We start from the raw sequence: 14,889 nt of genomic DNA, 5'->3' as shown, positions 1-14,889 counted from the left end.
AAGTCTTTGCGGCGTTTACTCTTGTGGCGCGGTCGCATAGTCTTGCTACCAACAAATTGTTTGCCATTTAAGCTGTCACCGACAGGAGTGAGGTTCCCCTATGTTCGCTGTTCTGAGCACCGCCCGCAAGTCGCTCGCCAAAATTACCGCAGTTGTGTCGATTATGACCTTAGCCGCGTGTGATCCTAGCATGTTCCCTGCCCCCAGCGGCGGCCCAAGCATCAACACAGACAAACCCATTCCTGTAGCACTTTTGGTGCCCTATAACTCTGCGCAAGCCGCAGACAACGGCTTGGCCAAATCCATTGAAAACGCAGCGCGTTTGGCGATGGCTGATTTGGACGGCGTGACAATCGATCTGCGCGTCTACCCCACAGCGGGGCAAGCGGAACAAGCCTCCGCTGCTGCTTCACGTGCAGTGAAAGAAGGCGCAAAGATCATCTTGGGGCCAGTCTATGGCGGATCTGCTAAATTGGCTGGCATCGCGGCTGGCAATGCTGGCGTGAATGTTTTGTCCTTTTCCAACAACACAGATGTCGCTGGTGGCAACGTCTTTATCCTAGGCGCAACTTTTGACAACACAGCCGACCGCTTGGTCCGCTATGCCGCTCAAAAGGGCAAACGCCGGATCGTGGTTGTGAATGCACAAAGCCCTGCTGAAAACGCTGGCGCTGCAGCCATCAAAGGCGCGATTGCGCGCAATGGATCTACAGTGGCTGGCGAGCAAAGCTTCGAATTGAGCCAACAAGGTGTGGTGCAAGCCATCGCGCCCATCGCCAGCACTGTTCGCTCGACAGGCGCTGATGCGGTATTCTTTACCTCAGGCAATGACGGCGCCATGCCGCTTTTGGCACAAATGCTACCAGAAGCTGGAATCAAATCCCCAGATGTCCAATATGTTGGCCTGCAACGCTGGAATTTCCCTACATCCGCAGTTTCATTGCCCGGCCTGCAAGACAGTTGGTTCGCGATCCCTGATCAACGTCTTGTTCAGAATTTCTCGTCCCGGTACGCCGCGGCATATGGCCAAGCGCCTCATGCGCTTGCAGGACTTGCCTATGATGGCATCGCAGCCATCGGCGCACTTGCCAAATCCGGCGATTCCAATGCGCTTACGGCACAAGCTTTGACTCGTGGGTCTGGGTTTGTCGGCGTTAACGGTATCTTCCGCCTCAAAAGCGATGGTACAAACGAACGTGGCCTGTCGGTCGCAACCATTCAAAACAATCAGGTGATCGAGATTGACCCCGCACCCAGAGCCTTTGGTGGCGCAGGACTCTAATAAAGTCCTCGCCTCGTTCATACCGGCCGCGCCGGAAAGTATCATCTGCGCCCCCGAGGCCATCTTTGATATAGATGCCATCGAGACTGCGCTTGAAACCGCTTTTAAAAACGTTTCAAGCGCGGCAGATGTGCGCAACGAAACCGTGCGCATTTTAACCGAGGCCAATGACGCGGGCCGTGCGGCTATCGAAAGCGCTATGATGCAAGCGCCGCGCAATTCGCGCCCCACGACTCATGCCTATGCGTGGCTCACCGATTGTTTGGTCACCACAGTTCTTTATGTGTCACAAACCACATTGCACCCCAATCCCCACCCGTCCGAGGGCGAACGCATCGCTGTCTTGGCCGTTGGGGGATATGGGCGGGCAGAAATGTCACCATTTTCTGACGTCGATCTGCTGTTTCTTGCGCCATATAAAATCACCGGCTGGATCGAAAGTGTCATTGAAAGCATGCTCTATATGTTTTGGGATTTGCATCTCAAAGTGGGGCATTCTTCGCGCACAATTCGTGACTGTATACGATTGGGCAAAGAAGACTACACCATCCGCACCGCTATGCTTGAGCTACGCCACCTGGCGGGCAACCGCGATTTGACGGCTGAATTGCAAACGAAATTACGCAATGATTTGTTCAAGAATACCGCCCGTGAATTTATCGAAGCCAAACTTGAAGAACGTGATGAACGCCACAAAAAACAAGGCGGGCAACGCTATCTTGTTGAACCGAACGTAAAAGAGGGCAAAGGCGGTCTGCGCGATTTGCAGTCTTTGTTTTGGATTGCGAAATACGTGCATGACGTGCGCAATGTCACCGATTTGGTCAAGGCTGGCGTTTTCACTGCGGATGAATTTCGTCAGTTTGATGAGGCTGAAACCTTTTTGCACGCGGTGCGCAATCAGCTGCACATCGTCGCCAATCGCCCTATGGATCAACTGACCTTTGACCTACAGGTCGAAGTCGCAGAGCGCCTTGGGTTTATCGACCATTCTGGGCGCCGCGCTGTGGAACATTTCATGCAGTTCTACTTTGTGCACGCAACACGCGTGGGCGAATTGACTCGCATTTTTATGACGGCTCTCGAAGAGCAACACGTCAAACCTGAGCCAGCCTTGCAGCGTTTTCTCAAACGCAAACGTAAAACCGCTGTCGGATATTACGTGCACCGCGGGCGTTTGAATGTTGATGATCCAAAAGCATTTTTAACCGACAAATTGAACCTTTTGCGTATCTTTGAAGAAAGCCTGCGCACAGGGAACTTGATGCACCCTGACGTGATGCGATTATTGTCTGCCAATCTTGATTTGTTTGACGAAGAATTTCGCGCGCGCCCCGAGGCAAAACGCATTTTCCTAGATATTTTACTAAAACACGGCAACCCCGAACGGGGACTGCGCCGGATGAACGAATTGGGTGTTTTGGGTGCATTTATCCCAGAGTTTCAACATATTGTCGCGATGATGCAATTCAATATGTACCACAGCTACACCGTTGACGAGCACACGATCCAAGTGGTGTCCAACCTTGCGCAAATCGAACGCGGCGAGCTGATAGAAGAGCTGCCCGTGGCCTCTGGCATTTTGGAACGCGGTGTCAATCGCAGGGTCTTGTATGTCGCGTTGCTGCTGCATGATATAGGCAAAGGCCGCAAAGAAGATCACTCAGTCATTGGCGCACAAATCGCCCGCAAAGTCGCACCGCGTCTGGGGCTTAAACCTGCAGATTGTGACACTGTTGAATGGTTGGTGCGCTACCATCTGTTGATGTCAGATATGGCGCAAAAGCGTGATATTTCCGATCCACGCACCGTGCGTGATTTTGCCAAAGCCGTCAAAACCCGTGAACGACTTGATCTTTTGACCGTGCTCACCGTGTGTGACATTCGCGGTGTTGGACCCAATGTTTGGAACAATTGGAAAGCTGTGTTGCTGCGCAATCTTCACGCGCAAACCGCCGATGCTTTGGAACACGGGCTTGAAGCGGTAAACCGCAGCACCCGCGAAGGTGACGCCAAAAAAGCACTCCGCGATGCCTTGTCTGACTGGACCGCAAAAGATCGAAAAACCGAACTTCAACGCCATTATGGCCCTTACTGGTCTGGCGTGCCGACGTCGGTGCATCTTGTACTCGCCAATCTGCTAAAGAACATTAAAGGCGATGAGATTAAGATCGAATTGAAAGCCGACGAAGACCGCGACGCCACCCGCATCTGCTTTGCGATGCACGATCACCCTGGTATTTTTTCGCGCCTGTCAGCTGCTTTGGCGCTTGTGGGGGCCAATGTCGTCGATGCACGCACCTACACCACCAAGGATGGTCATGCGACAGCGGCGTTTTGGGTGCAAGACGGCGATGGTCACCCCTATGATAAAACCCGTTTGACCCGCCTAAAACAGATGATCAACAAAACGCTAATGGGCGAAGTTGTACCGCGTGAAGCGCTGGTTTCACGCGACAAAATCAAAAAGCGTGAAAGCAAATTCCGTGTGCCAACATCGATCATTTTCGACAACGAAGGCTCGGAAATCTTCACCATCATCGAAGTGGATTCCCGCGATCGTCCGGGGCTTTTGCATGATTTGACCCGCGCTTTAGCTTCAAACCACATCACCATCGCCACAGCGCAAATTGCCACTTATGGCGCGCAGGTTGTGGATGTTTTCTACGTGAAAGACATGTTTGGCATGAAAATCCATTCCGAAAGCAAACGTGCAGCCCTTGAGCGAAAATTGCACGAAGCCATTGAACAAGGTGCGCAAAGAGCACGCGAATCATGAAACCCATTCGTTTGATGCGCGGCTTTTTGACCGTGGGCGGCTGGACATTAATGAGCCGCGTTTTGGGCTTTGTGCGCGACGCGTTGATCGCGGCCTATTTGGGCGCAGGGCCCGCAGCAGAAGCCTTTGTTGTGGCTTTTTCCTTGCCCAACATGTTTCGCCGTTTCTTTGCTGAAGGCACACTCAACGTCGCTTTTGTGCCGATGTTCGCCAAAAAAGTAGAAGCTGGCGAAGACGCGCGCGGTTTTGCCGAAGACACCCTGTCTGCCTTGGCAGGCATGTTACTGGTATTGACCATCGCCTCAATGATTTTCATGCCTCTTTTGGTGTCATCCATGGCGGCAGGTTTTATCGGTGACAGCCGGTTTGACTTGGCGGTTCACTATGGGCGCATCACCTTTCCATACGTGTTGTTCATCTCACTTGGGGCACTGTTTTCTGGCATATTGAATGCCACAGGGCGCTTTGCTGCCGCTGCCGCTGCCCCTGTCATGCTCAACATCATCTTATCCATCGCTATGGTTGGCGCACATATAGTGAGCTTTGATGTGGCCACTGCTTTGGTTTGGGCCGTGCCTGTGGCGGGGATTGCGCAGCTCAGCATTGTTTGGATCGTAGCAAAACGTGCAGGGTTTTCACTGGTCCCGCGCCTGCCCCGCATGACGCCTGAGTTGAAAGCATTATTCATTTTAGCAGGCCCTGCCGCCCTTGCCGGCGGAGTTGTGCAGATCAACTTGCTGGTCGGTCGGCAAGTTGCCTCTTTTGCAGAAGCAGGTGCTTTGCAATATCTCAATCTTGCGGACCGTTTGTACCAATTGCCGCTTGGCGTCGTGGCGATTGCGATTGGTGTGGTGCTTTTGCCCGACCTGTCGCGCCGCCTACAAGCGGGCGACAGCACAGGCGCGCGCAGAGCCTATAATCGAGCGTTTGAATTTGCATTACTTTTGACCATTCCTGCGGCAGTGGCGCTCATTGTTATGCCCCAAGCACTAATTGGTGTGCTGTTTCAACGCGGTGCCTTTTCGGTCAGCGATGCTCAGGCAACAGCCATGGCCGTTGCGATTTATGGACTTGGCCTGCCAGCCTTTGTCATCCAAAAAGTGTTGCAACCGCTGTATTTTGCGCGCGAAGACACCAAAACACCGTTCCGTTTTGCCGTTTATTCTATGGTGGTGAATGCAGGATTGGCAATTGGGTTGTCATTCTGGATCGGTTATTTGGCTGCGGCCGTCGCCACATCTTTGGCGGCATGGAGCATGGTCATATTGCTGTGGGTCGGTAAGAAATCCATGGGCGACGATGTCACGGCTGACGCACAACTGCGCCACCGCACACCGCGTATTTTAATCGCGGCCATTGCAATGGGGGGCATTTTATATGCAGCACAAATTGCGCTCGCCCCGCTGTTCGATGTCTCGCGTTTGCTTGCCACGGTTATGTTGATCATCCTAGGGATCATCAGCTACTTTGGGATAGGGCAAGCTATTGGGGCGCTGAACCTGCGCGACATCAAATCATCAGTCAAGCGCGGCGGATAACCCCGCGCTTGACCTGCCAAACCTTTATCGTTTACGCAATTTGGCCAAGATGCGTGGAAACGCCCCCGGCACCAATAGAGGCGACACCAAAAAGCCCGCCACAAAGCCGGACAATTCAGCAACCCATGTGGGATCGCCGCCAAATATCAGCCCAAATGCCAACTGAATGCCCATCAAAAATGCGATCAGAGAAAACGCCCGCAGTTTGTTTTGCTGCATCGCGCCAAGGCCAAGCCACAAAATAAATGTGTAAGATCCAATCAGACCATAAGCACCAGGATAGCCACCCAAAAGCGGCATACTTGAATTCATAATCAGCCCATAGGCCAATGATCCGATCACAGCGGCCAAGGCAAAGACGGCAATAAACGCGACATTGCCGAAAACTTCGCCAACCATTTTTCCCAACGCAAGTATAAACACGATCACCATGACCACCTGCAAGGCTGAGGCGTGGATCACAGAGTAGCTGAGAAACCGAATGACGTGTTCCAGCGGCCAGTTGTTTTGCGCTCGCATAGCCTCAAACACAGAATTGAAGAACCCGTAATCTTCCATCGCGGCAACGCGCCAGCCCACGGCTTCGGGGCCACCGATGATGCCGTATGATCCGATTTGGAATAAAAGTTCGATCCCGCCGATCAGCACCGCCAAGGCGATCACAGCGGGCGGCAATGCATTAAACGGCATTTCTTCGCGATTAAACGGGGATTGGTCGGACATGTGCTTTGGCTTCCTTGACGCTAATGTTCTGCATAGGTAAGCCAAGGATACTTAATAATCCAGTGACGGAGTTCCAAATGGACAAGCCAGCCTTTACCCCCCGTGTTTTTTCGGGAATCAAACCTTCGGGCGGCCTCACCCTTGGCAACTACTTGGGCGCGATCAAGCGTTTCGTAGATATGCAAGGCGGTGAGTTTGAAACCATTTATTGCGTGGTCGACATGCACGCCGTGACTGTTTGGCAAGATCCAAAGGACCTGCACCATGCGACACGTGAAGTTGCAGCAGGCTACCTTGCGTCAGGGATAGACCCTGACAAATCGATCTTGTTCAACCAGTCCCGCGTGTCTGCCCATGCTGAACTCGGCTGGCTGTTCAACTGTGTCGCGCGTGTCGGTTGGATGAACCGCATGACCCAGTTCAAAGACAAAGCAGGCGAAAATTCCGAAGGCGTGTCTTTGGGGCTTTATGCTTATCCTGCTTTGATGGCGGCTGATATTTTGGCCTATCACGCGACGCATGTACCTGTGGGCGAAGATCAAAAGCAACACGTGGAATTGACCCGCGACATCGCCAACAAATTCAATCACGACTACAAGGTGGATTTTTTCCCTGAAACTATCCCTGTGATCGAAGGGCCGGCCATGCGGGTGATGAACCTGCGCGATGGCACGAAAAAGATGTCCAAATCTGGTGAGTCAGACATGGAACGCATCAACATGACCGATGATGCAGACAAGATTGCGAAAAAATTCAAAAAGGCCAAGACAGATCCCGATGGCATTCCTGAAACGCTAGAGGGATTGGATGGTCGCCCTGAAGCACGCAATCTGGTCAACATCTATGCGGCCTTGAACGACATGACAAACGAGGCGGTTGTGGCGGAATATGCTGGCGCGGGCTGGGGGAAATTCAAACCAGCATTAGCTGATTTGGCGGTTGAAAAACTTGCGCCCATTTCCATCGAAATGCAGCGTTTTATGGATGATCCCGCTGAAATTGACCGCATCATGGCCAAAGGTGCTGCAAAAGCCAAAGCCATTGCCGACCCAATTTTGGACAAAACCTTCGATATTATGGGTTTTGTGCGCTAAGATGCGGATACCATTTAGAACATCAAAGGGCGCCTCATCGGGCGCCCTTTTCACATTTTAGGGACCTAAACGGGTGTTCGCTTAAGAACCATTCGTGAGCAAAAATGTATAATTGTGCAAAATTGCGAAAATAGTAATGTGGCGTCAAAGGAGACATCCAATGACACAAGACATCACATCAAACGCAGCACATCCCGACAGTCGTATCGGCCACGTGCATTTAAAAGTTTCCAACCTAGACCAAGCCATCGCGTTTTACAGCGGCATCCTTGGATTCGAACTACAAGTGCGTATGGGCAATGACGCCGCATTTTTGGGTGCTGGCGGCTATCACCACCATATCGGATTAAACACTTGGGAAAGTGCTGGCGCGGGCCCTGCCCCAAAATTCGCAACGGGGCTTTATCACACCGCATTTTTGTTCCCCACACGCAAAGATTTAGCGCTTGTGATCAAACGCGTCACTGACGCGGGTCTGTCGTTTACCGGTGCCGCAGATCACGGAGTGTCCGAGGCGATCTATTTGGATGATCCAGATGGAAACGGGGTCGAGTTATATGTTGATCGCCCCAAAGCTGACTGGCCCACAGATGCGAACGGCAAGATCGTCATGTACAATAAGCCCTTCGATTTAAAAGGCGTGATGGCAGAGCTGGACGCATAAACTGTCATAAAATTGAATCCCGTACGCGGTACATTAATCTTAGCGTATCAGCGGTTGTGCAGTGTCACGCCAAGCCCCCTTGCGGCACGCATCCATTCGGACTGTCCCCTTCCGATGGCCGCTATCGCTGGTCCCATTAACACCCTCGACCACGCGTCGGGGGTGTTCTTTTGCATAGATACGCTTGCGCAAACCTGCGCGCTCGGCCATCATTGTACAAAGAGCTGTAAGATTGAGCAGCTTAAGGGAGTGAGCATGCGCAAGTTTCTTGTGGTTTTAGATGACAGCCGTGAATGCCTAAACGCCATGCGGTTTGCCGCGATGCGTGCCGCAAAAACGGAGGGTGGCGTACAGATTTTATCGGTAATTCCACCCGATGAGTTCAATCATTGGATTGGCGTTGCAGACATCATGCGTGAAGAGGCGCGCGAGCGCATTATCGTTCACTTTGAAGTCTTTGCCAAATGGATGCGCGACCGCCAAGGGATTGATCCTGAACTTGTTATTCGCGAAGGCGAGCCAGTGAACGAAATCTTGTCGCAAATCAAAGAAGACCCAACCATCGGCGTTTTGGTCTTGGGTGCGGGCACAGAAAAAAATGGCCCCGGGCCGCTGGTCACCGCCATGATGAAACAAGCAGGTTTTTTGCCGATCCCCATGACATTGGTGCCTGGCGAGATGTCCAAAGATCGCCTTGAGTCCGTCACTTAAGCCGTATCACTATTGATTTGCGTCACGGTCTGTTGCTGCGGGTAAAATGCGCCTTTGGCAAAGGTCAAAGCTATATCGCAAACGCTACACTTTAGAATAGTTCTAAATATTGACTTTTCCATGCGAAAGGCCCATATATGACTGGCGCAGTAAGGAAAGCTGAACATGTTCATTCAAACCGAATCCACACCAAACCCCGCGACCTTGAAATTCTTGCCCGGCCAAACAGTTTTGGACGCAGGTACAGCTGATTTCACAACCGCCGAAGCCGCGATATCTTCGCCACTTGCGAAACGCATCTTCGCTGTCGGAAATGTCAGCGGTGTGTTCTTCGGCAATGATTTTGTCACAGTCACCAAAGATGACGCGATTGATTGGGATCACATCAAACCCGCCTTGCTTGGCGCCATTATGGAACATTTCCAATCTGGCGACCCAGTGATGGAAGGCGAAAGCGGATCACCTGCAGGTCACGCCGCACATGATGGTCCTGACAGCGATATCGTAGATCAAATCAAAGAACTTTTGGACACCCGCGTGCGCCCAGCTGTGGCGCAAGATGGCGGGGACATCACGTTCCATGGGTTCGAAAAAGGCGTTGTTTTCTTACACATGCAAGGTGCTTGTGCCGGCTGTCCATCATCAACGTTGACGTTGAAAATGGGCATCGAAAATCTATTGCGCCATTACATCCCAGAAGTGCTAGAAGTTCGCCCCGTCGCGGCCTAATTCGTGACGCTTTCGAACGCAGCCTGCGCAGCGTTGCACAAAGCCTGCTTTACAATGCCCCGCCCTTGGTCCGAGACCGAGTTCGCGGGGCTTTTGTCTATGAGCGACGTGTTTGTGATCTGCGGCGCGGGACCTTCACTTGCAATGGGACGCGTTGTTGTTGGCGAAGCCGAACTTTTAACACTTGCCGTAGGTCCCGCAGCCCAAGGGCGCGGATTGGGACGCGCGGCTTTGCAAGCCTATGAAACGGAATCCATCGCACGCCATGCAGAGGTTTCATTTTTGGAAGTTGCTGCAAACAACGCAGCCGCGATACATCTGTACCTGTCACACGGCTATAGCGAATCTGGCAAACGTCGCGGGTATTACAGCGCATCTGATGGTACAAAAATTGATGCGCTGGTTCTATCCAAGCCTTTGTTGTGGGCGTAACTTTACGTCAACATCTTAATGTTTTGGCAAACATAGACAGAACAAGGACCAAATGGTAAAATTCTTGTTGACCCTCCCCGTCCAAACCTCCCTAATTCAACAGTGAGCAAACGCGATCTATCGCCTTTGTGGATATGTCCCAGCGGCATGTCTTAATCGATTATGGACATGCCGCAGATGCAAGTCCCAATATAAACACTATGGGAGACGACCATGACCCTGATGAAATCTTTTCTTGGCGCTGCTGCCACTTTGGCACTCACGGCAGGTGCCGTGACAGCTGACCCTGCGATCATTTTTGATCTTGGCGGCAAGTTCGACAAATCATTCAACGAATCCGCTTACGAGGGCGCAGAACGTTGGGCAAAAGAAACTGGCGGATCATACCGCGATGTTGAACTGACATCTGACGCACAGCGCGAACAAGCCCTGCGCCGCTTTGCCGAAAGCGGGTACAACCCCGTTGTGATGGCTGGCTTCTCTTTCGCGACAGCACTCGAAACTGTTGCAGCTGACTACCCAGACACCAAATTCGCCATCATCGATATGGTCGTTGACGCACCAAACGTGCGCTCTGTTGTGTTCTCTGAGCACGAAGGATCATACCTTGTTGGCGTCGCGGCAGCTTATGCAGCCAAAGGCGATACTGTGTCTTTCGTTGGCGGTATGGATATTCCACTGATTTCAAAGTTTGCCTGTGGTTATGCCCAAGGCTTTAAATCTGTGAAACCCGAAGGCAAAGTAATCGTCAACATGACAGGCACCACACCTGCGGCTTGGAACGATCCGGTAAAAGGCGGCGAACTTACACGCGCGCAAAAATCTGCAGGCTCTGAAGTTGTCTTTGCAGCAGCAGGCGGTACAGGTCTTGGTGTGCTTCAAACTGCAAAAGACGAAGGCATGCTCGCCATCGGTGTGGACAGCAACCAAAACTACCTACAGCCAGGCACAGTTTTGACCTCAATGGTCAAACGTGTGGACAACGCTGTTTTTGATGCGTTCACACAAGGCACAGAGCTTGAATCCGGCATCAACGTCATGGACTTGTCTAACGCTGGTGTGTCTGCTGCGATGGATGAAAACAACGCGTCCCTCATCACTGAGGAAATGAAAGCGGCTTTGGCTGATGCAGAAGCAAAAATCATCTCGGGCGAAGTCGTTGTACACGATTACATGTCCGACGAATCCTGCCCAGCGTACTAAGGCTGGATAGAATGGTTTCAACAACCTCACAGGGGCGGCAGACACCTGCCGCCCCTCCCGCATCAGAACCGCTGGCGATTGAACTGCGCGGCATTTCCAAAGCATTCGGCCCTGTCCAAGCAAATAAAGATATCAATATATCTGTGCACAAAGGGTCCATTCACGGTATCATCGGAGAGAACGGCGCGGGCAAATCGACTTTGATGTCGATCTTGTATGGCTTTTACAAAGCCGACAGTGGCACCATTTTGATCAACGGCAAAGAAGTGCACATCACCGACAGCCAAGCCGCGATTTCTGCAGGCATCGGCATGGTGTTTCAACACTTCAAACTGATTGAAAACTTCACCGTTTTAGAAAACGTCGTTTTGGGCGCTGAAGACGGCAGGCTGCTTAGACCATCACTGGCGAAAGCCCGCAAACTGCTCAAGAAATTGTCAGATGAATACGAACTGTCTGTCGATCCTGATGCTTTAATCGAAGATCTCTCTGTTGGGCATCAACAACGGGTTGAGATCCTTAAAGCACTGTATCGCCAAGCTGATATTTTGATCCTTGATGAACCCACAGGCGTTTTGACGCCAGCAGAAGCGGACCATCTGTTCCGCATTTTGCAAGGTCTCAAGGAACAAGGCAAAACCATCATTTTGATCACCCATAAACTGCGCGAAATCATGGACGTCACCGATTCCGTGTCCGTAATGCGGCGCGGCGAGATGACCGACACGGTAAAAACCGCCGAGACTTCGCCCGAAGAATTGGCCGAATTGATGGTCGGTCGCAAAGTTCTTTTGGAAGTGAACAAAGCCCCTGCAACCCCCGGCGCACCGGTTTTAGAAGTCGAAAACCTGACCGTCGTCGACAGCCATGGCGTCACACGCGTCAAAGGCATCGACTTACATGTGCGCGCAGGTGAAATTCTGGGCATCGCTGGTGTGGCTGGCAATGGACAAACCGAGCTTTTAGAGGTGCTAGGCGGTTACCAAAACGGCACAGGCACCATCCGCCTTAAGGGCGAAGAGCTTGATCTCACAGGCAGCGCCTCTGACGGGCAATCACGGCGCGCGCGCGGCATCGCCCACGTGCCAGAAGATCGTCACGACGAAGGTCTGATTCTTGAGTTCTCTGCCTGGGAAAATATCATTTTTGGCTATCACCATGACCCAGAGTATCAAAAAAATGCTTTGATCATGGACAACGCTAAAATCAAAAAAATCGCCCGCGAGAAAATGGAACGCTTTGACACGCGGCCTTTGAACGAAAAACTGGAAGCCAAGAGTTTCTCTGGTGGCAATCAGCAAAAAATCGTTTTGGCTCGCGAAATCGAACGCAACCCTGACTTACTGCTGATCGGCCAACCCACGCGTGGCGTCGACATCGGAGCAATCGAATTTATTCACGAACAAATCGTCGCTCTGCGTGATCAAGGCAAAGCGATCTTGCTGGTCTCTGTTGAGCTGGATGAAATTCTATCGTTGTCAGATCGCATTGCAGTAATGTTTGACGGCAATATCATGGGCGAACGTTTGCCATCTGAAACGGATGAACGCGAACTTGGTATGCTCATGGCGGGCATCAACACCGGTGCAGACGCCGCACAAACTGGGGGCGCTTAACATGCAAGCCATGCCAAAATGGGCGGACGCCGTCCTTATTCCTTTGATCTCAATTTTGTTGGCGTTCTTTTTCTCTGGTTTGATGATTTGGGCCATCGGTAAAGACCCTGTCGTTGCGATCCAAACCATGATCCAAGGCGCGTTCGGGTCCACCAATGGGATCGGTTATACGCTGTATTACACGACCAACTTCATCTTTACGGGGCTGGCAATAGCGGTTGCCTATCACGCGCGCCTGTTCAACATCGGCGGAGAAGGCCAAGTGATGCTTGGCGGTCTTGGCGTTGCTTTGGTCTGCCTTGCAATTGACTGGCCACATTGGGCGCTTGCTCTACCCGCTGCAATGATCGGCGGCGCGGTGTTTGGTGCTGCATGGGCGTTTATTCCCGCTTATTTGCAAGCCAAACGTGGCTCGCACATCGTGATCACAACAATGATGTTCAACTTTATCGCGTCTGCTTTTGTGGGCTATATTTTGTTGAACTACCTCAAAGTCCCGGGATCGATGTCAACGGAAAGCGCTGGCTTTTCAGCGGGCGCACATCTGCCCACGTTCCACGAAATGCTTGCACCTTTTGGCATCAATTTCAGCAAAAATGCCCCTGCGAATATTTCATTCTTGATCGCCCTCTTGGCCGCTTTCGGGTTTTGGGTGCTGATCTGGAAAACCCGCTTGGGATATGAAATTCGCTCATTCGGCGCATCAGAAACCGCTGCAAAATATGCAGGTATCAACCCTGTGCGCATCACCATCATCGCGATGATGATTTCCGGCGCGCTGTGTGGATTGATGGCAATCAACAACGTGATGGGCGAAGCAGAACGTCTGATCGACAATGCCCCCGAAGGCGCGGGATTCATCGGCATCGCCGTGGCGTTGATGGGGCGTAATCACCCCATTGGCATCGTTTTAGCGGCACTGTTGTTTGGGTTTTTATATCAAGGCGGCGCTGAATTGACATTTTGGGAAGCCATTCCCCGCGAATTGATCGTGGTGATCCAAGGTCTTGTCATCATGTTCACTGGCGCACTTGATAATATGGTCCGCGCGCCACTCGAAAAATTGTTTCTTGCTCTGCGCAAGACAAAGGAGGCGTGATCATGGACTACCTGACCATCCTACAAATCCTCGACAGCACCGTGCGCCTTGCCACACCGCTGTTGCTGACCTGCCTTGCGGGTCTATTCTCTGAGCGTGCCGGTATCGTCGATATTGGTCTCGAAGGGAAACTTCTGGCTGCAGCGTTCATGTCGGGCGCAGTGGCCTATGTAACGGGCTCAATCTGGCTTGGGCTTTTGGCAGGTGTTGCAGCATCTTTGGCGTTTTCTATGCTGCATGGCCTTGCGTCCATCACCTTCAAAGGCGACCAACTGATCTCTGGCGTGGCGCTGAATTTTTTGGCTGCGGGGCTGACAGTCGTGATCGGCCAAAGCTGGTTTGCTTTAGGCGGGCGCACGCCATCCCTGTCCGGCAACGGGCGTTTTGGTGAATGGAACCTACCATTTTCAGATGCTTGGTCGAAAATTCCTGTTTTTGGACCAACCTATAACGAATTGATTTCAGGTCACACAGCGCTCACATACATCGCGATTTTGGCGGTGCCTGTGTCATGGTGGGTGCTCTATCGTACACGTTTTGGATTGCGTCTGCGTGCCGTCGGTGAAAACCCCAGCGCGGTTGACACAGCTGGCGTATCAGTGGTGCGACTGCGCTATCTTGCGCTGGTGATTGCAGGTGTGCTTTGCGGGCTTGCGGGCACATATCTGGCGTCTCTTGCCGCTGGTTTTGTCAAAGACATGTCAGCGGGGCGTGGCTATATCGCGCTGGCAGCGCTTATCTTTGCCAAATGGCGGCCATGGTATGCGCTATCAGCAACCCTGCTGTTTGGGCTATTAGAGGCCATTGGCAACAGATACCAATCCATCGCAATCGGCGACTTTGTTATACCAGTGCAATTCATGCAAGCCTTGCCCTATATTTTGACAGTCGTCATCTTGGCTGGCTTCATAGGAAAAGCCATTCCGCCACGCGCAGGCGGCACACCCTATGTAAAAGAGCGGTAAACACCGCCCTAATCTGTACAAATCAAAAAAATGCGAGCCTTTGGGGTCGCATTT

13 protein-coding genes are annotated in these 14,889 nt (G+C 52.1%); 12 read left to right on the top strand and 1 reads right to left on the bottom strand.

Annotated features, from left to right (window positions below; all coding sequences use genetic code 11):
* Window positions 1-100: 100 nt before the first annotated feature.
* From BM025_RS05310 to murJ, 3 genes are read left to right on the top strand one after another with little or no spacing between them, the layout of a single operon-like run.
* Window positions 101-1,282 (top strand): penicillin-binding protein activator, encoded by a 1,182-nt coding sequence (locus BM025_RS05310; protein ID WP_085848511.1) that lies wholly within the window; start codon window positions 101-103, stop codon window positions 1,280-1,282.
* Entirely contained in the window at window positions 1,266-4,061 is a 2,796-nt protein-coding gene (locus tag BM025_RS05305) for a [protein-PII] uridylyltransferase (protein ID WP_085848510.1), read from the top strand. Before BM025_RS05310 ends, BM025_RS05305 begins: the two co-directional genes overlap by 17 nt.
* Window positions 4,058-5,599, top strand: a complete 1,542-nt coding sequence (gene murJ / locus BM025_RS05300) for a murein biosynthesis integral membrane protein MurJ (protein ID WP_085848509.1) — start codon at window positions 4,058-4,060, stop codon at window positions 5,597-5,599. Before BM025_RS05305 ends, murJ begins: the two co-directional genes overlap by 4 nt.
* Before the next feature lie 24 nt (window positions 5,600-5,623).
* Here murJ and BM025_RS05295 read toward each other — a convergent pair whose 3' ends face one another.
* Complete coding sequence (locus tag BM025_RS05295) at window positions 5,624-6,322, bottom strand: rhomboid family intramembrane serine protease (RefSeq protein ID WP_085848508.1); 699 nt, start codon at window positions 6,320-6,322, stop codon at window positions 5,624-5,626.
* Between the two features lie 77 nt (window positions 6,323-6,399).
* On the opposite strand from BM025_RS05295, the gene trpS reads away from it, so the two are divergent.
* From trpS to BM025_RS05250, 9 genes are all read left to right on the top strand, one after another.
* Window positions 6,400-7,416, top strand: a complete 1,017-nt coding sequence (trpS, locus tag BM025_RS05290) for a tryptophan--tRNA ligase (RefSeq protein WP_085848507.1) — start codon at window positions 6,400-6,402, stop codon at window positions 7,414-7,416.
* Between the two features lie 160 nt (window positions 7,417-7,576).
* Entirely contained in the window at window positions 7,577-8,080 is a 504-nt protein-coding gene (locus BM025_RS05285) for a VOC family protein (RefSeq protein WP_085848506.1), read from the top strand.
* A gap of 255 nt (window positions 8,081-8,335) precedes the next feature.
* Window positions 8,336-8,791, top strand: coding sequence for a universal stress protein (locus tag BM025_RS05280; RefSeq protein ID WP_085848505.1), 456 nt, complete (start codon window positions 8,336-8,338; stop codon window positions 8,789-8,791).
* Window positions 8,792-8,956: 165 nt separating this feature from the next.
* The gene (locus BM025_RS05275; protein ID WP_085848504.1) at window positions 8,957-9,520 is read left to right on the top strand and encodes a NifU family protein; all 564 of its coding nucleotides are present in this window, start codon (window positions 8,957-8,959) and stop codon (window positions 9,518-9,520) included.
* A gap of 3 nt (window positions 9,521-9,523) precedes the next feature.
* Entirely contained in the window at window positions 9,524-9,952 is a 429-nt protein-coding gene (locus tag BM025_RS05270; RefSeq protein ID WP_244515489.1) for a GNAT family N-acetyltransferase, read from the top strand.
* A gap of 213 nt (window positions 9,953-10,165) precedes the next feature.
* Window positions 10,166-11,155, top strand: a complete 990-nt coding sequence (locus BM025_RS05265; RefSeq protein WP_085848502.1) for a BMP family lipoprotein — start codon at window positions 10,166-10,168, stop codon at window positions 11,153-11,155.
* A gap of 11 nt (window positions 11,156-11,166) precedes the next feature.
* On the top strand, window positions 11,167-12,771 hold the full coding sequence (locus tag BM025_RS05260) for an ABC transporter ATP-binding protein (protein ID WP_085848501.1): 1,605 nt from the start codon (window positions 11,167-11,169) through the stop codon (window positions 12,769-12,771).
* A gap of 1 nt (window position 12,772) precedes the next feature.
* The gene (locus BM025_RS05255; RefSeq protein ID WP_085848500.1) at window positions 12,773-13,870 is read left to right on the top strand and encodes an ABC transporter permease; all 1,098 of its coding nucleotides are present in this window, start codon (window positions 12,773-12,775) and stop codon (window positions 13,868-13,870) included.
* A 2-nt stretch (window positions 13,871-13,872) separates the two neighbouring features.
* Window positions 13,873-14,835 (top strand): ABC transporter permease, encoded by a 963-nt coding sequence (locus tag BM025_RS05250; RefSeq protein ID WP_085848499.1) that lies wholly within the window; start codon window positions 13,873-13,875, stop codon window positions 14,833-14,835.
* Window positions 14,836-14,889 lie beyond the last annotated feature (54 nt).

It is taken from the genome of Pacificibacter marinus (genome assembly GCF_900109555.1).
GTDB classification, from domain to species: domain Bacteria; phylum Pseudomonadota; class Alphaproteobacteria; order Rhodobacterales; family Rhodobacteraceae; genus Celeribacter; species Celeribacter marinus_C.
This window is presented reverse-complemented; position numbering and strand designations above follow the sequence as displayed.